The following is a 21,627-nucleotide window of genomic DNA, read 5'->3' on the forward strand; positions in this document are numbered from 1 at the left end:
AGTGAAACCATGATCTCTCGCATCACAATTAACACACCCGTTCTGTTTCAGGATGCTTTGCCGGACAGTGTTGATGTGGTGATTATCGGCGGCGGTGTGATTGGAATTTTTTCCGCACTCTATCTCGCCCGGCGGGGCAAGAAGGTCATCGTTTGTGAAAAAGGTCGAATAGCTGGCGAGCAGTCGTCGCGCAATTGGGGGTGGATCCGCCAGCATGGCCGCGATGAAGCAGAAGTGCCGATAGCAACACAAGCTCTGTCTCTCTGGCATGAGATCAATGAGGAAACCAACGGCGCCTGTGGTGTGAAAACTACGGGTGTTCAATATCTGGCTTCAACTGAATCCGAGATGCAAAAACTCGAAGAATGGCTGGACATTGCGCACAAATATGACATTCCTACCCGTCGCCTGACTGGTGACGAGGTTTTTACGAGCTTTGGCGGTCAATCAACAAATAAATGGGTTGGTGGTACGCTGACGGAGAATGATGCCAAGGGCGAGCCATGGCAGGCAGTACCATCTGTGGCAAAGTTTGCGCACGAGAAAGGTGTTCTCATACGTGAGAACTGCGCTGTGCGCGCCCTGGACATCGAAGCTGGTGTGCTTAAGGCGGTGGTGACGGAAGCAGGAACCATCAAAACAGAGCAGGCCATTTTGGCTGCAGGCGCGTGGTCGTCGCTCTTTGCTCGCGCACATGACATCAATATCCCCCAGCTTTGCGTAAAGTCTTCAGTCCTGCAAACTCAGGAAATGCCTGATTTTCATGCCCCCAACAGCACCGATGAAAAATTGGCATTGCGCCGTCGGGATGATGGCGGTTTTACACTTGCAGTCTCGGACGGTCATGATTTCTATCTCGGGCCAGACGCATTTCGTCATTTTGCATCCTATCTTGAGGTTATGAAAGATAGCTTTGCCGATACCAGCTTTCATCTGGCAGCACCAAGGGATTTCCCTGATGCCTGGGGCATAGCTCGCAGTTGGCCAAAGGAAGGACCATCTCCTTTTGAAGCGTGCCGTGTACTGGAACCAGAACCAAACCGGAAATTCTTGAAATTGATGCAGGAGCGTTGGTCTGAGCGTTTTCCAAAACTTGAAAAAGTGCAGATCAAGGAAGCCTGGGCCGGTATGATTGATGCGATGCCGGATGTTGTACCCATCGTTGATAGGGTGCCTCATTTGCAGGGATTGATCGTGGCAACGGGCATGAGCGGCCATGGCTTTGGCATTGGTCCCGGTATGGGGATGGCCATAGCCAAGATGATTTGTGGAGAGGCAGTGGATCATGATATGAGCCGTTTTCGCTTCAATCGTTTCTCAGATGGAAGCCGGTTGATCATGGGACCTGCTTTGTAGGAACACGGAGAACACAATTGCTGGTGAAATTGCTGAAAAACAAGTACAGGAAGCGATAGAAAACAGCTCTAAATGCTATTAAGGACTGGACTTTGCTGCTCGGACATGGTTTGACACGCCACCGCAGACGATTGGGTGAGTGACATGAGCGATTCAAAACCACATTTTCTGATTATCGAAGCTCGTTTTTACGACGACCTGGCCGATGAACTGGCGCGTGGCGCAATGGAGGCCTTTGAAGAGGCTGGCGCGACTTACGAACGCATTTCTGTGCCTGGTGTATTGGAAATTCCGGGCGCAATGTCCATGGCAATGCTCGCTGCCGAGAATGGTGGCGTTGTCTATGATGGCTTTGTAACCCTGGGTGTTGTGATCCGTGGTGAAACCACTCACTACGATATCGTTTCCAACGAGTCGGCTCGTGCTATCATGGACCTGTCTGTCGAAGGTTGCGTTGCTGTGGGTAACGGTATCCAGACGGTTGAGAATGGAGATCAAGCTTGGGCGCGTGCCAAGGTTGATGACAAAAACAAAGGCGGCGGTGCTGCCAAGGCTGCTTTGGCCATGGCTGAAATGCGCCAGAAATTCGGAATTGATGCATGAGCGATCAAGCCAACAACGAAACACCTGCCCGTAGCGCCAATCAGCGTGGCTCAGCCCGGCTCGGTGCTGTGCAAGCGCTCTATCAGATGGATGTTGGTGGAACATCTCTTTCCAAAGTTCTGGAGGAGTTTGAGCTATATCGTCTGGGTAAGGAATTGGATGAAGAACTCTATCTGCCCGCCGACATTGCTTATTTTCGGGATCTGGTAGCAGGGGTGGTAAAGCAGCAATTGGTTCTGGATCCGAAAATCCACACCGCTCTGGAAAAAGGCTGGCCTTTGGCGCGTATCGACACCACCTTGCGTGCGGTCATGCGTGCCGGTCTGTATGAGATGCTCTATCACAAGGACGTTCCAGCGCGCGTCATCATTACCGAATATGTTGATGTAGCCAAAGCCTTCTTTGAAGGGGACGAGCCACGTATCGTGAATGGCGTTTTGGATAATTTGGCCCGCGAAGTGCGTGAAGAAGAGCTGAAACCGCGTGACAAGACGTGACAGTGTATCACGAATAGGCAGTAGAAAAGACTTGGAGGCGGCTTCTCATGTGAAGTCGCCTTTGTCATATTCAGACTAGAAAAGTCATGAATAGATAGCAGCGATGGATTGGGCAGTATGGCTGATAAAAGACGAGGAGAAGCGGAGCTGATCGCTCATTATTTTGCGCCATTGGCCAGCGACAAAGAGGCTTTTGGTCTTAGGGATGATGCAGCGTTTCTCTCACCCCCTGCAGGATATGACCTCGTTGTGACCAAGGATCTGCTGATGGCAGACGTCCATTTCTTTGCCAATGATCCCCCAAGAAAAATCGCTCAAAAAGCCCTGCGTGTGAATCTTTCAGATTTGGCGGCAAAAGGAGCAAAGCCCTATGGCTATCTTTTAGGATTGGGGCTTCCCAATGACTGGAAGGAGGATTGGCTTGTGGATTTCGTGTCGGGGCTTGGTAGCGATCAGAAAGAATATGACTTTATACTTTTGGGTGGAGATACTGTTAAAAGTCCTGAGCGATTGAGCCTTTCCGTTACGGCTTTGGGGTTGGTGCCTACAGGTTCTCGCATCGTGCGACCCAAAGCAAAAGTCGGTGACAGTCTCTATATGAGCGGAACATTGGGTGATGCCGCTCTTGGTCTATTGGGGCGTTTGGGTAAACTTCCAGCAGGGATGAGCGAGGATGATGCGAACTATCTGCGAAATCGCTATTGGTTGCCAGAGCCACGTACTCAACTTGCAGAAATCCTGCAATCATATGTTCATGCTGCGATGGATATCTCGGATGGTCTGCTCGGCGATGCTGAAAAGATGGCGAAAGCCTGTGGAGCCAAGGCGCATATTTATACGGATCAAGTGCCATTGTCAGGAGCAGCAAAGGCCGTACTCGAATTGGATGAAAAACTGATATCAGTGATCCTATCGGGTGGTGATGATTACGAACTGCTAATGGCAGTATCAGAGGAAAATGAACAAGCATTTTTGAATCATGTGTCTCAGCAGGCTGTTTCGGTAACAAAGATCGGTAGGCTCGAAACAGGTGAGGGTCTCGAATTGTCTTCAAACAAGTTGACACTATCCGATAGTGCACCCTTGTCTTTTGAGCATTTCTGAAAGCCCAATAGACACCGCTCAAGATAGTTTGCAGTTTTCAATTTGATTGATGGCAATTTTCGAAAATTTTGAGGCTTGCTTTCTCGATTGGCAATCGGCAGACTGTGGCCCTTCCTATGAGTCACAGTACGCTGATATATATACAGCCCTGCAATGTGAGATCCATAAATGACAATCGATGTAATCGATGATCGCCTGGCCAGGCGAAACAGTTTTATTCTTGCCGGTGCTCAGTCTTTTGCAGGTTCCATCCCCGCGATCGTCGTCGCCATGGGTGGACTGACTGGGCACTATTTGCTGGGGGCTGACAAATCTCTGGCGACGTTGCCTGTTTCTACCTTCGTTGCCGGGACTGCTATTGGTATCTATCCGGCAGCTTTTCTGATGAAACATTTCGGGCGACGAAATGGCTTTATCATCGGTGCACTATTTAGCCTGTTTTCTGGTATTTTGTCTTGGTATGCAATCATGCAAGGCAATTTCGCATTATTCAGTTTTTCAACTAGTTTAACCGGTTTTGCCACCGCCTTTACTCAACAATATCGTTTTGCAGCGGCGGATACAGCCAGTGATACATTCCGCCCCAAAGCGATTTCCTGGGTGATGACTGGCGGAGTACTGGCCGCCATCATTGGGCCCCAGACAATCATCTACACCAAGGATTTGTTTGATCCTATCCTTTTTGCCGGTGCGTTCCTTGCTCAGAGTGCTCTGGCAATATTTGCTATCTTGATTTTGATGGGACTGAAATTCCCGCCAAAACAAACCAAAGAGCAGAAACAGGGGGGACGTCCTCTTCTTGAAATCATCACCCAGTTCCGCTTTATCGTGGCGGCCACTTGTGCTGCATTTTCCTATGCGCTTATGAGCTTCGTGATGACCGCATCTCCTTTGGCTATGGTGGCTTGTAATCATAGTCAGGAAGATGCTGCTCTGGCCATTCAATGGCATGTGCTGGGTATGTATTTGCCAAGTTTCTTTACGGGCAATCTGATCCAGAAATTTGGCAAGGAAAAGGTTGTTGCTGCTGGCCTGTTTCTGCTTGCCTCTTGCTCGGTTGTGGCGCTGATGGGGATCGAGCTCAGCCATTTCTGGATTGCTCTGGTCTTGCTGGGTGTTGGTTGGAATTTCGGATTCATTGGAGCCACGGCTATGGTCACCGATTGTTACCAGCCAACAGAACGTGCCAAAGTCCAGGCAACAAATGATTTTTTGGTTTTTGGTGTTGTTACGATTGCTTCTTTTTCCTCCGGCTCTGTCTTGAATGCCTGGGGATGGGAAAAGCTCAATCTCATCATGTTCCCTGTTGTTGCACTTTGTTTGGCCTTGCTGGCCTTACAATGGGTGCGTAACAGAAGTTTACGGGAAAGCAATGCCTGATCTCAGGCGAAAAAGAACAAGGCTCCACATGGAGCCTTGTTCAGCTCCGATAATCCTAACTGCGGCTGGCAAGAAATGCACCTGCGCCAATCATGATTGATCCTGCGATCCGATTGATCCAGCGCGCGGATACGTCTGTTCTAAGCAATATGCGCGCTTTGGAAGCGGAATAGGCAACCAGCATTAATCCGGACATCAGGGCGAACATCGTCAGGACTGAGGCAATTACAATATCCCGACCAGAGAGCGATTCAACATCCAGAAATGTTGGCAGGAAAGCAATATAAAACAAAATGACCTTTGGATTGGATGCTGAAATCAGGAACCCCTGACCAAAAGACAGAATCATTCCGGATTTGGTTTCTTTTTGCGGTTGTGTGGTCAGATTTGGTCTCGCAGTCCACATCTTCCAGCCGAGATACAGCAGATACGTAGCACCAATCAGGCGCACAACGGTAAAAAGCTCGCCCCAATGATGTGCCAGAGCAGCAAGGCCAAAACATGCAGCAATCAAATAGACTATATCGCTGATTGTCATACCCAGAGACAACATGAAGCAGGAATGAGCACCATTGATCATCGCCTTGGCCAGAATGGCAAAAATGCCAGGGCCTGGCGTTATGGAGAAGATGAAAATGGCAAGTGTGAATGACATTGCACTTTCAATTGTCATGAGTCCACTCCTCCATGGAAAGTGTCCCTATATGAAACCATCAACAGATTGCACTGAGAGAGACCGGGAAGGAGGTCATCAGCTCCCGATCTCAATTGGGCATTCAGTTGTGTCCGGCATATAGGGAAATAACGAATTCCACTCTCACGAATTTAGCCGCCGCTGAACAGGCTACTGCTAGGGCCAACACCTTGCAACATGCGTCCCAGGAAGCTTGCTTCTTTACCCGCTGTCGGTGTGACCTCATTGGTAAAGTCATAGAGGCGACCATCTTTCAAACCATATTTGGCAGTTCGCGCCACACGGCCATCATCATCAAAGTAAACAGCTACAACTGTTTGGGCGACAGGCGATGAATTCAGGAAGGCAACGGATTTCTTTCGGGTCTGGCTGATATAGTAATAGACATCATTGCCAAAATTTGCCGTTGTCGAGGGAGTGCCCAGACTCAGCAAGACTTGTTCCTGACTGGAGCCGGGGACAATTTCATCGAGTGTATAGTCTGTTGGCACAAAGCCATGGATTGTTGTCTCGGAAGTCAGACAACCTGTCAGGGCAACGGAACTCAGTGCCAGCACAATACTTGCCACTCGAAATGGCTTGAACATACGGCGTGATGGCAATTCGCTTTTTGCAGTCATTTGAGTATATTACTCCCGATTGTGGCTTGCACATTGACGTTTGCACAATGTCGTTGTCTGTCGGTAGCTCTTTTAACAGCGAAATGCAATCGCTGAGACAACATTGAATGCCTGTTCTTGCTGTAAGCCCCCTCAATGTGGCAAAGAAGTGGCAATCAGGCTCCGATATGGCCAAATGGGTGATATTACCTGCAGATTTACGAGATCAAGCAACCATGATTTTCAATCTCTTCAAAAAAGATAGCAAACGAGATGAACTGGCTGATCGGCTTTATCGCCAATTGGTGGATCAGGCGAGATTGCCAGTTTTCTATACCGATTATGCGATTCCGGATACCATCAATGGACGATTTGAAATGATCCTGCTGCATGCCTATATGCTGTTCCGTCGCTTGCGCGACGAGGATGAGGCTGCGAAAGACTTGGGACAAGCAGTGTTTGATCGCTTCTTCAAGGATATGGATCATTCCCTGAGAGAAATCGGTATCGGCGATTTATCTGTGCCGAAAAAGATAAAGAAGATGGCTCAGGCATTTTATGGCCGTATTGAAGCCTACGATACGGCCAGAGAAGAGAGCAAAGAGCAGTTGATAGGAGCGCTGGGGCGTAATTTTTTCCCGGAAGAAGAAAGCCCTCCCAGTGAAGTTTCTGCCTTGGCCGACTATGTGTTTGAAAATGACACTGTGCTTGGAAATGTGAATGTGGATGTGATCAAGCAAGGACAAATTCCCTTCGCGCATCCTTTGTCGCTAACTGCAAAGTCAGAAAGCTGACTTGGAAAAACTGATAAGAAATGAAAAAAAGCGAACAGATAGAAGAGTTGGCCAGCCGTGAGGCTGTTCTGTCCCTGCCGGTCACTGTCACAAGGCTGAAAAGCCTGGGAGAAATGGTAAAGGGCGAGGCAGACGACGCCATGTGCAAAGAGCTTGCACGCCGTCTGGATATCCAAAAGGTTCATAGCTTCAATATAGACTGTCGTGTCTTGCCATGGAAGAAAACCGGAGCGCGACTGGAAGGTCGTGTTTGGGGGGACGTGGAACAGACTTGCGTGGTCTCACTGAAGCCTGTCGCCGAGAATGTCGATGAAACGTTTGAAGTGACCCTCGTACCGGAAGGTTCACCATTTGCTCGTCGCTCCAATGATCAGGAAAGTGGTGGAGAGCTGATTATCGATGCCGAAGGAGAAGACCCACCAGAGGAGTTTTCCGGTGATGACATTGATGTAGGGCTTTATGCAGAAGAATTTTTTGCCCTTGCCCTTGATGATTATCCAAAAGCTGACGATGTCGATTTTTCCGATCATGTCGAAGATGATGGAAGTGAGAACGAGAGTGAAAATCCCTTTGCTGCCCTTGCCGGTCTCAAGGATAAACTCGATAACCAGAATTAAACTTATGCCCCACTTCGCCAGAATTGGCCGATAATCCGGTTGTTTATTTACAGGAATTGGATATTGTCCAAACATTCTTACTTTGGACTTGGAACAGCTCTAAAGTGAGTCGGAGCATCCTTGAGTGATGGGCTGAGCCCACAAAAGACGCGTGGAATGACCGAAACGATTAGAATTTCTCTGGATGTGATGGGTGGCGATAATGGCGCTACCACCGTCTTGGAAGGGGCAGATATCGCTCTGGTCCGTTATCCGGACATCCGATATGTGCTTTATGGCGACAAGGATACCGTCCTGCCGATGCTGGAAAACTTCCCCAGGGTGAAGCAAGCCAGCACATTCCACCATACAGATGTCACCATCGAAATGGATGAACGCCCGAGCCAGGCATTACGTCGTGGCCGCGGTAAGTCGTCCATGTGGCAGGCAATCGAAGCAACGAAAACCGAAGAAGCCGATGTCTGTGTTTCTGCCGGTAACACCGGCGCTTTGATGGCAATGTCCAAATTTTGCCTGCGCACCATGGCCAATATCGAGAGACCCGCAATTGCTGCTATGTGGCCGACCATGCGTGGCGAGAGCATCGTGCTGGATGTTGGTGCCACTATTGGTGCCGATGCGCAGCAATTGATTGATTTCGCCATGATGGGTGGTGCGATGGCCCGTGCCTTGCTGGATATTGAGCGCCCGACCGTTGGTTTGCTCAATATAGGTGAGGAAGACGTGAAGGGCCTGGATGAGGTCAAGGAAGCCGGCCGTCTGATGCGTGAATTCGAATTGCCAAAACTGGATTATCAGGGCTTTGTGGAAGGCGATGATCTGGGGCGTGGCACCGTTGATGTGGTCGTGACTGAAGGGTTTGCGGGTAATATCGCGTTGAAAACCGCTGAAGGTACAGCCAAACAGCTTGCCGAATATCTACGCTCAGCCATGAGCCGCACATTGATGGCGAAGATCGGCTATATGTTCGCCCGGTCAGCTTTTCAGCGTCTTAAGGAAAAAATGGATCCGCGCAAGGTCAATGGCGGGGTATTCCTTGGCCTCAATGGCTTGGTGATCAAAAGTCACGGTGGAACCGATGGCGAAGGCTTCGCGGCGGCCATCGTGTTGGGGCATAACATGGTCAAAAATGGCCTGACGGACAAACTGGAACAGGACTTGTCCGTATATCATAAGAATAGAATGCCGACGGATGAGGAGAATGCATCGTGAGTACCATTCGTTCAGTTGTGGTGGGATGTGGATCCTATTTGCCAGAAAATGTCGTAACCAATGAGGATCTGACCAAGATTGTCGATACCTCGGATGAATGGATTCGGCAGCGTACTGGTATTGAACAACGCCATGTTGCTGCAAATGAGGAATATACCTCCGATCTGGGTTACAAGGCTGCTTTGGATGCACTGGATCACGCCGGTTTGGAAGCAAAAGATGTTGATCTGATAATTTGCGCTACTGCAACGCCGGATAATACCTTTCCGGCAACTGCGGTTTCCATCCAAAACAAGTTGGGCATTACTCATGGTGCCGCATTCGATCTACAGGCTGTCTGCTCTGGTTTCGTCTTTGCGATGTCGACTGCCGACCTCTATTTGCAGGGCGGCAAGGCCAAGCGCGCTCTTGTGATTGGTGCGGAAACTTTTTCACGTATTCTGGATTTCAATGATCGTACCACTTGTGTTCTGTTTGGCGATGGTGCAGGTGCAGTTGTTCTGGAAGCCCAGGAAGGATCGGGAGAAGTATCCGATCGGGGTATCTTGACGAGCCATCTACGCTCCGATGGACGACATAAAGACAAGCTTTATGTCGATGGTGGACCATCTACCACTCAGACCGCAGGCTATCTTCGTATGCAAGGAAAAGAGGTCTTCAAACATGCTGTTGGCATGATTACGGACGTGATCACCGACGCGTTTGAGGCGACGGGTATTGCCGCAGAAGATCTCGACTGGTTCGTGCCTCATCAGGCCAACAAACGCATCATTGATTCCAGTGCCAAGAAACTTGGCATTGCTGCGGACAAGGTGGTGACGACAGTTAATTTGCATGGCAATACATCTGCAGCCTCTATTCCCTTGGCGTTGAATGTTGCCGTCAAGGATGGGCGGATTCAAAAGGGTGATACGGTGATGCTTGAAGCCATGGGAGGGGGCTTTACCTGGGGCTCTGTACTGTTACGCATGTAACAACACTGATTTGCCTCTCTGCTCTTTAAGTTATTGACGGATAGGCAAGATACCAATACCCTCTATACCCGGGGGCGAGTCTGTAAAACTTTTGTAATTTTAATAGTGAGGTATTTCGCATGGGGGGTAAGACTGTTACACGCGCCGATTTGTGCGAAGCGGTTTACCAGAAAGTTGGACTGTCTCGCACTGAATCAGCCGAGTTGGTTGAGATGGTGCTGGGCGAAATGAGCGATTGTCTGGTCAATGGCGAACAAGTGAAATTATCGTCATTCGGTACATTTTTTGTACGCTCCAAGAATGAGCGTATCGGGCGCAATCCCAAGACTGGTGAGGAAGTACCTATTTCTCCGCGTCGGGTGATGGTCTTCAAACCATCCAATGTGCTTAAGAAGAAGATCAACGATTCCCTGGCGCCCTCAGACGCATAACAAAGAATAAGGCCAGAGGGAATTTGACCGGTACAATTGGAAGTGTGACTCATCCAGTCACACACAAAAATGGCTGCAAATGGTTGGCTATGCGCACAACTGCGCATGGTCTAGTGGGGAGGGAGCCGTGCGCAAAAGCCCGGACGCATTTCGTACAATTAGCGAAGTGGCGCAAGAACTAGACTTGCCGCAACATGTCTTGCGCTTTTGGGAAACGCGCTTCTCTCAAATCAAACCCATGAAACGCGGTGGTGGTCGGCGCTATTATCGTCCGGATGATGTGGAACTGCTCCGTGGAATTCGGCACTTGTTGTATGGTGAAGGCTACACCATCAAGGGTGTGCAGCGCATTCTGAAAGAGCAGGGTGTCCGACATGTGATCGAGGCTTTCCCCGGTCACATAAATGTTCCTGAAACGGAGATTGGTGAAGCAACGCACGGCGACGACATCGGACAGCCAGAAGTGCAGGCTATCGTATCACATGGTGTTCAACAACTACAGGACGGCCATAATTCCGGCAATATGCTCGCCCCCGAAGGCATTGAAACCAACCAAGCTACAGCGGTAATCCAACCCGATCCAATAGCATCCAGCCAAACAGCACCTATTGTTCAAGCTCCGGTGCCGCAAGTAGCAATACAGGCGCCACAGACTGCACAAGTAACTGTCCCGCAGTCGGAGCAATCTACTGCAACCCAGGAAAGCGGAACGGTTTCTGTTGTACCGCCAGCATCACCGCAAAATCCCGTACAGCAGCCAGTACCAGCCCTGGCATCTCAACAGGAAGAAATTCCGCTCTTTGCTCAGACATCATATACAGAAAGCAATACTGCTCAGGGTCTGAACAATTCTGCTGCCCCGACTAGTGTCATCACTCCGCATACAAGCCAGCCAACTCCCATGCCTCAGGACCTGTCACAAGGAGAGCCGGTCTTTCAGCAAGGGCAGGAAGCTGCATTTTCGGTTGAAGCAGGGCGAAATACATTATTGCAAGAAAACAAATCGGGCTTTTTCTCTCGTCTTAGAGGAAAAGGCGTGTCAGATGATATGGTTGCGTCACAGGAAACTTCCGGGCTGGCTGGTATGCCGCGCGACGATGTTCGTCGCTTGCAGTCGACTCTGTTTGAACTGTTGGAATGCAAGCGAATACTGGATCAAGCAAGAAACTCCAGTTAAAGTATTTTTTGAAATAAATCTTTCAACCAATTGTAAAGAATAATTTTTCTCTAGGAAAAATACTTGGATATTAGTTGTATGGGCCGGATCATTTTGAGTGTAAGTCACAAAATTATCGCAAGGATTCCATCAATTCCTGACTGGTTTCAATCAAGGTGCGAGCTGCTAGTGCACTGGTCTTGAAGACCATTTCTGTCTGCTTCAGATCGACCAATTGCATCACGGGACTGGCATCCGGTGAGGCAGAGACTGGGGTGGAGAGAGCTCCTACTGCGTCTTTGGGTTTTGGTTTGTCAGGTGAAGAATCATCGATATTGGCATGCACAGGGCCTCCATTAGCAATGGAGTGTGCAATCTCTGCTGCGCGATCAGAAGCATCACGCATCGCCGACAAGGCCGTATGAGTGCCAGAAATCATCATGAAGACATAATAGAATATAGAACTTAAGGAAAACTGCCGGAAATCGATAAAATTTGAAGGATCATGCATCTCAACACACAGTGTAATAATGTCGCAACACTGCCTTTTGGATTGCGGATGAGTCGACTTCTGAATACGGTTCTTTACGTATATAAAGTCGAAATGATGAGCAAAGCTGATGAGCGTCCCGATTTCCAAAACAATTCGTCTACATGAAGCCAGTGCTCTATGGGCTTATTTCAAGGATAAGGATCATTTGGATTGTGTGACCATCAGTGGACAAACTGATCAGTCAGCCGCCGAACTGGCCAGTCTCGTTTTTGATCAACAACCTGCCTGGGTAGAGTTCCTTATGGCGCTGCGCAACAGGATCGTAAAGCCGTTGGGCCTGAAAACGGGCCATGATGGTCCTTTCACGATTGATGATCCCCAAGTTGAAAGCGTAGGAATACGCGAAAAAATTGGGTTATTTGAAGTCTTTCAGCAGTCAGACGATGAAATTGTACTGGGGGCGGATGATTGGCATCTGGATTTTCGTGTCGGTATCAGAAAGTCGGAAAATAGGGTGCAGATGGCAAGCTGGGTGCATCCTCACAACTGGATTGGTCGGGCATATTTGACTCTTATCATGCCCTTTCATCATCTTATTGTTGGTCAAAGTGCCAAACGTATGGCCGTCGCAATGCAATCTCGCGAAAAGCGTTAGAAGAAGCCCGGGGCTTATTTTTTGAAAAATGTGTGCGGTTTTCAGAAAGGAATATGCTAGCAAACAATGGATTAGGAAATTGGAATGACCGGATATTCATTCAAAGCGCTTTAGAAAACGAAAAATGGCCCCATCATCCGACAGGGCCACTATGCGTCAGAATATCCAAGATCCGTCAGATAATCCAAACGCTCTGGTGTTCTGGTTTCTCCCACGGCGGAAGAACTACGAAAACAGGTTATTTCCAAGCCTTGTCCAGCTTCACGCGAATGGCGCGGGTCGGAGCTCCCATGATGCCAAAATCGTTGTCGTTGACCAGCAAAACGTCCTTCTCACCAAAGAGAGCAATGCCTTCGATCTTTTTCGGATAGGTTGCACCTTCTCCAATCAGAAGCTCTTCCTTCTTCAAAGGCTGAATCTCCGCTTTGGAAAGATCTGTCTGAGCCAGAGAAGGAGAGGTGGCAGTTTTGTCCCACTCGGTACCAATAATATTGGTCGCCCCGTCCTTCAGATCAATAGCATAGAATTTCGTGGTCTTGCTGATCCGTTCCAGCACCACAAACCGCTCATCAGACAGCAGGGTTAGCTCGGAGATTTTAACATCACTTTGCTTGCGCATCTTCTTGACATTATCAGCAGGGAAGCTATCCGCCAGATCCAGTTGGTAAACATATTCCGCTATGGCCTTTCCACTCTCTGCTTCCACCTTCAAAAGGCGCACATTGCGAGAGGTTTTGTAGGCTTTGCCATTCGGGTTGGCCAATGGGCTCTGCATGGAGAAATAGAGGTGCTTTTCATCTTCGCTGATCGCCAAGCTCTCGGCGCCACGATTGAGTTTGCGTTTGGCAAGAATGGAAGGCAGGGAGCCAATGATGTTATAGTTGGCATCTTTGAGATCAGCTTCCATACCTGCAGGCACAAAGCGCTTCAGGATCTTGCCATCGGCAGCGACGTGAATGAGGGAAGGGCCATATTCCTCGGATAGCCAGAAAGTGCCGTCTTTCAAGCGAGCCAGCCCTTCAACATCAAGACCCTCAGCGTCGAAAGGAAGCTCTCGTCCATCTTTGGAATAAGCACCTTCGGTGTTGGTGATCTTCAATGGCGCCGAGCGACCGGAAATTGGCTTGCCATCACGATCTTTCAAGGTCAATACTTCCAGTAACTCAACTTTGCCACCGTTGTCCTTGAAGGTAAGAATGGAGGGGGAAAAATCTGGAAGTGGGAAGATTTTTCCAGCTTTAACGCCTTTGCAGGCCTCTTCCAAAGTGCGTTTGATGACTTTCTCGGCGTCTCCACATTTGATGTTTGGCCCCCGATCTGTTGCGGTATAGAAAACGCCAGCCTCGTCACCCGCACGGCGATAGGCAGCAGAACCAATACCATAATCGGCCTGCATTACATGACCTGAAGGAAAAGTGATAGTGCCCAGATCCAGTGCTTTGGTGGTTGCCGAGAGGTCCAGTTCTTTGACTTCTTGCGCAATTGCGGTTGACCCGGCAAATACAAGAGCCATGCCAGCTGCGGAAAGGATGGTGTTGATCTTCATGTTTCATATCCTGCAATAGTGTGTTCGCTGGCAAAACGCCAACATGACTATTTGCAAGAAAATCTAATAGCGGGATATTGCAGCTCTATGACAGACTGGATACGCAGCTGCTATTGGTGTTCGAAACGCCGAAACCAACGATCTGCTTACAAGAATTTGAAATATCGGGTAAATTCAGGCTGAGGGGAAGTTAATGGTCGGAGCGATAGGATTCGAACCTACGACCCCTTCACCCCCAGCGAAGTGCGCTACCAGGCTGCGCTACGCTCCGACTGAGAGTTATATAGGGCTTATGCTGCAATCATGCAACAAAGTCGGTCACCATAACAGCCATTATCCTCAAGCTTTATGAAAGCAGGAAAGAGGGCTTAGAAGGTCAAAATTCGTGTGGGATGAATGTCAGGTTGTTGTGACAGATCCATGCTGTTGGATTGCGGCTTTGTAGTCTGCATGTACTGAGGTGTTTCTCGGCGCTCTTTACGGCGAGTGAGATATTCCGCGCCAATAAAACCCCAAATGAATCCGAACAGCATATAGACATGACGCCAATGGTCGATATCAATCACTTGCGCAATCAATACGTGACCAAGCCAAACCACAAAGGCGCACTGCAGCAGCAACTGCCATGGACGTGTACGAAACAATAAGGGAAATGCAACGATAAAGGTTGTGATGATCATCCCCAGATAGGCAATCAGACCAAGCCAGCCATAAGCGACCAGCGATTTCAGATAGATATTATGGGGATCCTGCCCGAATAGAGGACCAAATTCCAATGCACCAAAGCCCAGCGGCTTGGTCCAAGCGGCCGCAAATCCTGCTGCATGTGTTGCAAAGCGGGTGTTATCGTAATTCTGTTTCAGCGTGAAGCGCTGCAATAGCAACCCGCGTACTTCCTCAATACTCAGGGCTGCCAGAATGCCCAGAAAAACCAACCCAGCGCCGATCATCAAATATACCATGATGCGCCCGCGTATTCTGAGAGAGCGGGTTGTGACAAGAAACAAGAGAGAGGCGGCGAGGGTAGAGAACACGGTCAGGCCCCAGGCTGCTCGAGAAAAGCTGAGCAGAATGCCAATAGCCAAGATACCGAAGATGGGCAACAGAATTAGCGCTTTGGAGGGCGGGTTCTTCAAGATGCTGACCAATATGAAGATGAAGGGCAGCACCAAATAAGGGCCAAATACGTTCGGATCCTGAAAGGCTCCCATGGCACGTGAATTTCGCGTGAAGATTTCAAAGCCCGGCACTGCGCCGAAATAGCCGATGATCCCCAAAATAGCAGTCACCACTGCCGCTGCCACATAGGCTTTGTAGATATGTGTCGCATAATGGACCGGATTTTGACTGATAATGCCAGCGAAAAAAATAGATGTGAAGGCCAGGAATGCCGAAACTGCCATATAAAGCGGTTCATGATCTATTATACTGGACTGGGTGATGGAGAAGACCCCGCCCGCGATGAAAAGCAGCATCAGACCAACGAGTGGCAGGATATAGCGATTGATCTTGAAGTCCACAAATGCCCAAATCCCGATGAGGGCGACCATGGCAAACTCATAGGGCGATGGTTCGTTGATAACAAAACCGGAGCAGAAGACGGCAACTGCCAAGGTTGCCGACGCAATATGCTGTTTCCATGCGGACGCACTTGGCCAAGCCAGGCGACCGGTCGCCAAAGGGGCAAGTGCGCTGGCCATGGTTAGTATGCTCCGTCCTGATTGATGATCTTGAACGGAGTCGCAGCAAGAATGTAGAAATCCAGTGCCAAAGACCAGTTTTCGATATAATAGATATCGTGTTCAACACGCTGTTTCAGCTTGTTGTCGTCGTCAATCTCACCACGCCAACCATTGATCTGTGCCCAGCCAGTGATACCTGGCTTGACCTTATGGCGTGCCATATAGCCATCGGCGACTTCTTCAAACAGCTTGTTGTCAGTTTCCTGATGCGGTACGTGCGGGCGCGGACCCACCAGGGACAGGGTACCAACCAGCACATTGAAGAGTTGTGGCAGTTCATCAATGGATGTACGGCGAATGAAGCGGCCAACTTTGGTAACCCGACTGTCATTTTTGGTCACGGATTTCGCGGCCTTCTGGTCAGACTGGTTGGTATAGAGTGAGCGGAACTTGTAAACCATCACCTGCTCGTTATTGAAACCAACGCGCTTCTGACGGAAAATAATAGGGCCGGGACTATCCAGTTTCACCGCAATCGCAGTAGCAATCAGGATTGGTGAGAGAACGATGATCGCGCAGGCCGCTACCAGCACATCAAAGACACGCTTGAACATTGAGCCCCAATTGGCAATTGGCTTGGCGAAGATCGGAACGGTCGGTAATTTACCGACATAGCTGTAGGTGCGACGGCGAAACTGCATCTTGTTCATATGTGCACTGAGATGGATATCCAAGGGTAAAATCCAAAGCTTGTGCAGCATTTGCAAGACACGGTTTTCTGCTGTTACTGGAATAGTCACAATCAGCATATCGATTTTGCAAAGACGCGCAAATTCGACCAGATCATCCACATTGCCAAGTTTCGGATAGCCGGAAACAAGAGCGGGGGAACGTTCGTCGTCACGGTCATCAAAGATGCCGCAGATACGAATATCATTGGCTTCCTGACTTTCCAAAGTGGAGATAATATCGGCAGCAGGTTGGCCACCCCCCACAATCACCGCACGGCGCTCCAGGCGGCCTTCCTCTTTCCAGCGACGAATAACGACGGTCTGCAAGGCCCGAACAACGACAATGGCGCCGATACCACCGGCAAACCAGGCTCCCAACCAACCGCGGTAGGCTTCAAAACTGGTTCCTGTGAAGAAATTGACCAGAATTCCAAGTACGACGACAAGGGTCCAAGCCCCGACAATCTTGCCAATCTGTGGTGAGAAGCTGTGCATGCCACTCATGTTATATCCCTCGGCAGAGAGCATGAAGAGGGCAAATAGCAAGCCACCCAGCAAAGAATAACCCATTGGATATAGAAGATTGGGGAACAGCATCTCGCTGGCAAAATGCAGGGAAGCGATGCCAGCGATTGAGATGAGAGCAATATCTGTCATCTGCACAAAACCACGCACCACCATCGGCGCATATGTGGTGGATGCAAATTCAGAAGCTACCTCGCGAGCCATCTCTGTGATTTCATGATTCTTGCTCTGTGGCTCATCATCTGAGGAGGCAAGAACTGCACTCGAAGTATAGACTGCTCTTGGATCCAAAGCCTGCATTGTTCAACACCGTTTTCCGAATTTTATTATTAAGTCGTCCCGGAAACCAGACTATTGGTTGCAAGCTGAGAAAGATTTAATTGGATGGAAATTATGCAGCGTTTTGAACGTTTTCGGTTTTTGTCGTTAATGGCAGATTAATGTCAGGACGAATGCGAAAGCCGCGATAATATTCATCCAGAATCGTGCGGTTCATGGTGGTCAGAGAGAAACCACTTTTGATCTGTTCAACCAGTTGTGCGGCCTGCGCTTGAGCCAGTTCTCTGCTCTCCAGTTTGACAAGCATTGCTTCGCCAAGGCTTAAGGCATTGTTGGCTGGAACAAGCACATGCGCCTGGTCGCCAAAAATCTCTGGGATGCCCCCAACTTGTGTAGCGATTAGTGGTTTTTGCGCACCGATGGCCTCCAAAACGATATAAGGCATGGATTCCGCACGAGAGGGTACCACTACACAATGTGTCTTGGCAAAGGCTTGGATCGCAGGCATCGGTTTTGAGAAGGTAACGTGGGCCTCTAGCCCGTATTCACGCACCATTGAGCGATATTTTTCTTCATCTTCACCAGAACCGACGATGAGTGCGGTGGCTTTTTTTCCTTGATTGTGAAGCATCTTCAAGGCGTCAATGAATAGATCTGGGCCTTTCAAATCGCGCAATTGACCGATCATCAGGAAATCATAAGCCTGTTCATCAGCTGGAATTGGTGTGAATTCATGATCGCGTAATCCATTATAGGTCAGGTTCCAGCTTACCTTGGGTTGACCTACCTTGGCGAAGTAGGAGCGCATTTCATATTCAGAGACAAATACGAGAGAGTCGGTAATTTTTTCGAGCATTCTCTCAAGGCCGAAGAAAATCTTACCCTTCAGGCTGTCCTTATCATAGTGAAGGCTACCACCGTGAGGGCAATATAACCTCACTGGCTTTTGAGGAAGACAAGACGCAACAGTTCTTCCCAATGCCCCACCTTTTGCACCGTGAGTATGAACCACATCAGGTTTCATGGCTTTCAGCGCTTTATACATGCGCCAGAACGCCATCAGGTCGCCGGAGCCGATTTGTCGCTTTATTGGGAACTTTGCGACACCCAAAGTCAAGCTGGTAGTTTCCGCTTCAATCTTGGCTGCTTCAAATGGGCTGCAGGTTTCACTATCAAGGATCAGGCCAACATCATGACCTTCATGATGTTGTTGATGGGCTAAATCAAGAATATGACGAAAAATGCCACCAAAAGGGGAACGCACGCAGTGAACGATACGTAATTTCTTTGCCCTGGTCATGCCGAACTCCTGTCCTGGTCACGGCACGACCATTGTTGTTATCGTTTAGAAAAGGCGCTCTCTCACATAAATTGTGTCGCCTGGTCGTACCGGGTCAGTCAAACTTACTCGACCGGTTATGATTTTACCGTTAATTTGACGCGTAATATCGACATAGCGTTGTTTGGCACGTGGTGTGAAACCGCCGGAAATCGCAATGGCAGTCTGGACCGTCATTCCGGTTACATAGGCATATTGGCCGGCATTGGTGACTTCGCCCATAATGAAGAATGGACGATATTGTGCAATCTCTACAGAGACGTCAGGATCGCGTACAAAGCCATTCTGCAAACGTGTTGCTATCTCGGCTGCCAACTCAGTTGTGTGGCGACCACGGGCGGTGACATCACCAATCAACGGAACGGAAATATATCCTGACTGATCAACAGTATATTCGTTATTCAGGTTTTCTTGATCATAGACGATAACACGCACCCGATCCCCTGAATCCAGCTGATAGGGGCCAATCAGGGATTTATGGAATGCATCCCCGGCAGGTCGATAGCTGGAGCATGCCGAAAGGCCCAATGCGATTGCCAGCAAAAGAAAGAAACGAATAATCATTGTGTCCGACTCGTCTACTCAAATCTCCTTCTAACAAACAGTGTTTATAGTTAATGAAGCGTAAAATACCGGCGCAGCAAGCATAAAAAAGACGATCACGAGGGAAGTGTAATTTCCGTTTAGGGTAAACAAAATATCTCCGGCATTAACGCCTTGCTTACCATGTTTTGGCATGCTCTGGGCATGACCAAATGCGGAGAAAATGGCAATGAACTCGTCTCGCGTAAGCCATAACGATGAAGTTGAGCTGGATTTGAAAGCTCTTTTGACTTCCATATATGGTGCCAAATGGAAGCTGTTGATTGCCTCGCTTGCAATGGCGGGGCTGGTCGGTTTTATGATTTTCTCCCAACAAGCCAACTATAGTGCAGATGCCCGCCTGTTGATTGCGCCACAGGATGCAGGTTTCGCTCGCTCCTCCGTGGATAGTCCGGTTCCAGTTGCATCAGCAGACGAAGCCATGTTTGCATCACAAGTTCAGGTTCTGACCAGCCGCGATCTTGCTTCTCGTGTGATTGATAAGCTTGGTATCATTGATGAACCGGAATTGCAGGAAGGTTCGTTACTATCAGGTCTGGTTGCCAGTATTGGACTTGGGGGTGGAGGCAAAGATGCCAAGGAACGTGCCATCGAGAATTTCGCCAAGCGTTTGAATATTGAAGCAGTTGATATGACACGGGTCATTTCTGTTCAATATAAATCGCTAAAAGCTGAAATGGCGGCGAACATCGTAAACGCCGTGATCGAGGATTATCGTCTTTTGCAGCGAAATGCCAAAGTCGAGAATACCAAAGATGCGACACGGCTGTTGGAAACAGAAATCACCAAACTGCGTGAACGTGTCCGTATTGCAGAATCCAAGGTTGAAGCTTTCCGGTCCACTTCCGATCTGCTGCAAACGGCTGGCGATGGATCTGACACCTTGATCGAACAGCGTCTTTCTGATGCCAATGCCCAATTGGCTCGTGTGAGAACTGAGAAAACAGAAGCAGAGGCACGTGCCAGCCGTGTGCGTGCATTGCTCAAGGATGGCGTATCAGGTCAGAGTGCGACGGAAGTTGCCTCCAATCCTTTGATCCAGCGCTTGAAAGAACAGGAGCTTGCACAAGAAGGGCAGATTGCAGAATTATCAGCAACTTTGTTGCCTGCGCACCCAAGGATCAAAGCACTCAAGACCCAGCTCACCCAGACCCAAAATGCTTTGCGCTCCGAAGTTCGTAACATTCTTCAGGGGCTCGAGAATGACGCAAGAATCGCAGCCGCGCGTGAGAAAGGGCTGTTGAAGGATTTGAACCGCCTCAAAATTGATGTGGCGGGTGTGAATGAACAATCCATCAAACTGCGAGCATTGGAGCGTGAGGCAACGGCTCAACGCCAGTTGCTTGAGAGTTTCCTTGCCCGCTATCGTGAAGCTCTTTCTCTGCAAAATCCGGAATTTGTACCACCGGATGCACGTATTATTGCTCGTGCGACTGTTCCGTCAGAACCGCTACCCAAGAATACAGTCGCCAAGGCCATTGTTGCTGCTATTGGCACCATGCTGATCGGTATCATTCTGACCATGTTCAAGGCGTTCTTTTCCGGGGCTGCCTTCAGACCCGTTGAATATGTTCAGGAGTTACCACGAGAGGCAAACGCGGGTCCCGTTTTGCAAGAGCCTGTGTTGGATGATCGAATGTTGGAAAAAGCAGCCAAGCAAAAACAAGGTAGTAATTGGTCAAAAGAAGCTGACGTGACCAGAATGGCCGCAGGAGCGAGCGCTGAGCTGGAACACTCGTCTTATGAAGATGTGGTTTCGCTCGCGGCCAAAGCGGCGTTGGAAAACCTGAAAACGGGCAAGGCACGAGTTGTGATGTTGTCTCCGGGTGGCATGCATAATGACCGCACCAATGCCAAGCCGATCGCACGTGCAATTGCTCAGTCTGGTAAGAATGTGGTGCTTGTATCGTTGGCGGATGCCAATCTGGCTGGTCGAGCTGATATAGCGTGGGAAGGTGTAAGCGATCTGATTGATGACGAAGCATCTTTCTCACAAGTGATTTATCGCGACCGATTGTCTCGCTGTCATTTGGTGCCATGTGGCAGCAGAGCATTGGAGCAGGAGGATGTGCAAACCGAAATGTTCCAGATGCTTCTTGCGGCCTTGGGCGAGGCTTACGATATTGTGTTGGTGGATACAGGACGTTTTTACAAGGATGATGAGGTTGTAGAGGGACTTGCAAACGGTACAGAAGCAATGGCATTGGTTCTGACGGCTCAGGAAAGTGACGATGGTGCTGCCGAGATTGGAAAATTCCTCAAGTCCATCGGATATGCTGATGTTGCGATCGTCATTTCCGGAGAGGCGGGAATTGAAGCGAAGGATGTAGCTTGACTATCAGTCGTTCAAAAATTGC

The 21,627-nt window shown here is 49.2% G+C and carries 20 protein-coding genes, 1 tRNA gene and 1 pseudogene; 13 read left to right on the forward strand and 9 right to left on the reverse strand.

Annotated features, from left to right (window positions below; translation table 11 throughout):
• Window positions 1-9 precede the first annotated feature (9 nt).
• The 5 genes from CRO57_RS04355 (at window position 10) to CRO57_RS04375 (ending at window position 4,940) form a co-directional block, all read left to right on the forward strand.
• A complete protein-coding gene (locus CRO57_RS04355; RefSeq protein ID WP_097152144.1) occupies window positions 10-1,356 on the forward strand; it encodes an NAD(P)/FAD-dependent oxidoreductase in 1,347 nt (448 codons plus the stop codon).
• A gap of 144 nt (window positions 1,357-1,500) precedes the next feature.
• Window positions 1,501-1,959, forward strand: a complete 459-nt coding sequence (gene ribH, locus CRO57_RS04360; protein WP_097152145.1) for a 6,7-dimethyl-8-ribityllumazine synthase — start codon at window positions 1,501-1,503, stop codon at window positions 1,957-1,959.
• A complete protein-coding gene (gene nusB / locus CRO57_RS04365; RefSeq protein ID WP_097152146.1) occupies window positions 1,956-2,456 on the forward strand; it encodes a transcription antitermination factor NusB in 501 nt (166 codons plus the stop codon). Before ribH ends, nusB begins: the two co-directional genes overlap by 4 nt.
• Window positions 2,457-2,573: 117 nt before the next feature.
• A complete protein-coding gene (gene thiL, locus CRO57_RS04370; RefSeq protein ID WP_097152147.1) occupies window positions 2,574-3,560 on the forward strand; it encodes a thiamine-phosphate kinase in 987 nt (328 codons plus the stop codon).
• A gap of 168 nt (window positions 3,561-3,728) precedes the next feature.
• On the forward strand, window positions 3,729-4,940 hold the full coding sequence (locus CRO57_RS04375; protein ID WP_097152148.1) for an MFS transporter: 1,212 nt from the start codon (window positions 3,729-3,731) through the stop codon (window positions 4,938-4,940).
• 55 nt (window positions 4,941-4,995) lie between these two features.
• Here the strand turns inward: CRO57_RS04375 and CRO57_RS04380 are convergent, their stop codons facing one another.
• Window positions 4,996-5,613, reverse strand: a complete 618-nt coding sequence (locus CRO57_RS04380; RefSeq protein WP_097152149.1) for a LysE family translocator — start codon at window positions 5,611-5,613, stop codon at window positions 4,996-4,998.
• 152 nt (window positions 5,614-5,765) lie between these two features.
• Window positions 5,766-6,254 (reverse strand): outer membrane protein assembly factor BamE, encoded by a 489-nt coding sequence (locus tag CRO57_RS04385; protein WP_244580009.1) that lies wholly within the window; start codon window positions 6,252-6,254, stop codon window positions 5,766-5,768.
• A 107-nt stretch (window positions 6,255-6,361) separates the two neighbouring features.
• Between CRO57_RS04385 and CRO57_RS04390 the strand changes: the two genes are divergently transcribed.
• The 6 genes and pseudogenes from CRO57_RS04390 to CRO57_RS04415 all read left to right on the forward strand — a co-directional run.
• Window positions 6,362-7,027 (forward strand): ubiquinol-cytochrome C chaperone family protein, encoded by a 666-nt coding sequence (locus CRO57_RS04390; RefSeq protein ID WP_097152150.1) that lies wholly within the window; start codon window positions 6,362-6,364, stop codon window positions 7,025-7,027.
• Between the two features lie 20 nt (window positions 7,028-7,047).
• A complete protein-coding gene (locus CRO57_RS04395) occupies window positions 7,048-7,644 on the forward strand; it encodes a YceD family protein (protein WP_097152151.1) in 597 nt (198 codons plus the stop codon).
• Between the two features lie 156 nt (window positions 7,645-7,800).
• The gene (plsX, locus tag CRO57_RS04400; RefSeq protein ID WP_097152152.1) at window positions 7,801-8,856 is read left to right on the forward strand and encodes a phosphate acyltransferase PlsX; all 1,056 of its coding nucleotides are present in this window, start codon (window positions 7,801-7,803) and stop codon (window positions 8,854-8,856) included.
• The gene (locus CRO57_RS04405) at window positions 8,853-9,830 is read left to right on the forward strand and encodes a beta-ketoacyl-ACP synthase III (RefSeq protein ID WP_097152153.1); all 978 of its coding nucleotides are present in this window, start codon (window positions 8,853-8,855) and stop codon (window positions 9,828-9,830) included. The genes plsX and CRO57_RS04405 overlap by 4 nt, the downstream gene beginning before the upstream one ends.
• Window positions 9,831-9,949: 119 nt before the next feature.
• A complete protein-coding gene (locus CRO57_RS04410) occupies window positions 9,950-10,261 on the forward strand; it encodes an integration host factor subunit alpha (protein WP_097152154.1) in 312 nt (103 codons plus the stop codon).
• A 127-nt stretch (window positions 10,262-10,388) separates the two neighbouring features.
• A pseudogene (locus CRO57_RS04415) lies at window positions 10,389-10,641 on the forward strand (MerR family transcriptional regulator); the annotation flags it as partial.
• Between the two features lie 909 nt (window positions 10,642-11,550).
• Here the strand turns inward: CRO57_RS04415 and CRO57_RS04420 are convergent.
• The gene (locus CRO57_RS04420) at window positions 11,551-11,859 is read right to left on the reverse strand and encodes a hypothetical protein (protein WP_141401179.1); all 309 of its coding nucleotides are present in this window, start codon (window positions 11,857-11,859) and stop codon (window positions 11,551-11,553) included.
• Between the two features lie 178 nt (window positions 11,860-12,037).
• Here CRO57_RS04420 and CRO57_RS04425 point away from each other — a divergent pair, with 178 nt between their 5' ends.
• A complete protein-coding gene (locus CRO57_RS04425) occupies window positions 12,038-12,565 on the forward strand; it encodes a DUF2867 domain-containing protein (protein ID WP_097152156.1) in 528 nt (175 codons plus the stop codon).
• 238 nt (window positions 12,566-12,803) lie between these two features.
• Here CRO57_RS04425 and CRO57_RS04430 read toward each other — a convergent pair whose 3' ends face one another.
• The 6 genes from CRO57_RS04430 to CRO57_RS04455 form a co-directional block, all read right to left on the reverse strand.
• Window positions 12,804-14,111, reverse strand: a complete 1,308-nt coding sequence (locus CRO57_RS04430) for an esterase-like activity of phytase family protein (protein WP_210200751.1) — start codon at window positions 14,109-14,111, stop codon at window positions 12,804-12,806.
• A gap of 194 nt (window positions 14,112-14,305) precedes the next feature.
• A tRNA-Pro gene (locus CRO57_RS04435) sits at window positions 14,306-14,382 on the reverse strand.
• Between the two features lie 97 nt (window positions 14,383-14,479).
• Window positions 14,480-15,811: an O-antigen ligase family protein gene (locus tag CRO57_RS04440; protein WP_097152157.1), complete on the reverse strand. Its 1,332-nt coding sequence runs from the start codon at window positions 15,809-15,811 to the stop codon at window positions 14,480-14,482.
• A gap of 2 nt (window positions 15,812-15,813) precedes the next feature.
• A complete protein-coding gene (locus CRO57_RS04445) occupies window positions 15,814-17,349 on the reverse strand; it encodes an undecaprenyl-phosphate glucose phosphotransferase (RefSeq protein ID WP_097152158.1) in 1,536 nt (511 codons plus the stop codon).
• A gap of 91 nt (window positions 17,350-17,440) precedes the next feature.
• Window positions 17,441-18,628, reverse strand: a complete 1,188-nt coding sequence (locus CRO57_RS04450) for a glycosyltransferase (RefSeq protein ID WP_097152159.1) — start codon at window positions 18,626-18,628, stop codon at window positions 17,441-17,443.
• A 45-nt stretch (window positions 18,629-18,673) separates the two neighbouring features.
• On the reverse strand, window positions 18,674-19,231 hold the full coding sequence (locus tag CRO57_RS04455) for a polysaccharide biosynthesis/export family protein (protein ID WP_097152160.1): 558 nt from the start codon (window positions 19,229-19,231) through the stop codon (window positions 18,674-18,676).
• 208 nt (window positions 19,232-19,439) lie between these two features.
• On the opposite strand from CRO57_RS04455, the gene CRO57_RS04460 reads away from it, so the two are divergent.
• Window positions 19,440-21,605, forward strand: a complete 2,166-nt coding sequence (locus CRO57_RS04460; protein WP_170955947.1) for a GumC family protein — start codon at window positions 19,440-19,442, stop codon at window positions 21,603-21,605.
• Window positions 21,606-21,627 lie beyond the last annotated feature (22 nt).

Origin of the sequence: Cohaesibacter gelatinilyticus (assembly GCF_900215605.1) — a bacterium.
GTDB classification, from domain to species: Bacteria; Pseudomonadota; Alphaproteobacteria; order Rhizobiales; family Cohaesibacteraceae; genus Cohaesibacter; species Cohaesibacter gelatinilyticus.

Bases quoted from the DNA above. Each gene is read 5' to 3' on its own strand.
- CRO57_RS04355 (WP_097152144.1), top strand. From the start codon at position 10: ATGATCTCTCGCATCACAATTAACACACCCGTTCTGTTTCAGGATGCT.
- ribH (WP_097152145.1), top strand. From the start codon at position 1,501: ATGAGCGATTCAAAACCACATTTTCTGATTATCGAAGCTCGTTTTTAC.
- nusB (WP_097152146.1), top strand. From the start codon at position 1,956: ATGAGCGATCAAGCCAACAACGAAACACCTGCCCGTAGCGCCAATCAG.
- thiL (WP_097152147.1), top strand. From the start codon at position 2,574: ATGGCTGATAAAAGACGAGGAGAAGCGGAGCTGATCGCTCATTATTTT.
- CRO57_RS04375 (WP_097152148.1), top strand. From the start codon at position 3,729: ATGACAATCGATGTAATCGATGATCGCCTGGCCAGGCGAAACAGTTTT.
- CRO57_RS04380 (WP_097152149.1), bottom strand. From the start codon at position 5,613: ATGACAATTGAAAGTGCAATGTCATTCACACTTGCCATTTTCATCTTC.
- CRO57_RS04385 (WP_244580009.1), bottom strand. From the start codon at position 6,254: ATGACTGCAAAAAGCGAATTGCCATCACGCCGTATGTTCAAGCCATTT.
- CRO57_RS04390 (WP_097152150.1), top strand. From the start codon at position 6,362: ATGCCTGTTCTTGCTGTAAGCCCCCTCAATGTGGCAAAGAAGTGGCAA.
- CRO57_RS04395 (WP_097152151.1), top strand. From the start codon at position 7,048: ATGAAAAAAAGCGAACAGATAGAAGAGTTGGCCAGCCGTGAGGCTGTT.
- plsX (WP_097152152.1), top strand. From the start codon at position 7,801: ATGACCGAAACGATTAGAATTTCTCTGGATGTGATGGGTGGCGATAAT.
- CRO57_RS04410 (WP_097152154.1), top strand. From the start codon at position 9,950: ATGGGGGGTAAGACTGTTACACGCGCCGATTTGTGCGAAGCGGTTTAC.
- CRO57_RS04420 (WP_141401179.1), bottom strand. From the start codon at position 11,859: ATGATGATTTCTGGCACTCATACGGCCTTGTCGGCGATGCGTGATGCT.
- CRO57_RS04425 (WP_097152156.1), top strand. From the start codon at position 12,038: ATGAGCGTCCCGATTTCCAAAACAATTCGTCTACATGAAGCCAGTGCT.
- CRO57_RS04430 (WP_210200751.1), bottom strand. From the start codon at position 14,111: ATGAAGATCAACACCATCCTTTCCGCAGCTGGCATGGCTCTTGTATTT.
- CRO57_RS04440 (WP_097152157.1), bottom strand. From the start codon at position 15,811: ATGGCCAGCGCACTTGCCCCTTTGGCGACCGGTCGCCTGGCTTGGCCA.
- CRO57_RS04445 (WP_097152158.1), bottom strand. From the start codon at position 17,349: ATGCAGGCTTTGGATCCAAGAGCAGTCTATACTTCGAGTGCAGTTCTT.
- CRO57_RS04450 (WP_097152159.1), bottom strand. From the start codon at position 18,628: ATGACCAGGGCAAAGAAATTACGTATCGTTCACTGCGTGCGTTCCCCT.
- CRO57_RS04455 (WP_097152160.1), bottom strand. From the start codon at position 19,231: ATGATTATTCGTTTCTTTCTTTTGCTGGCAATCGCATTGGGCCTTTCG.
- CRO57_RS04460 (WP_170955947.1), top strand. From the start codon at position 19,440: ATGAACTCGTCTCGCGTAAGCCATAACGATGAAGTTGAGCTGGATTTG.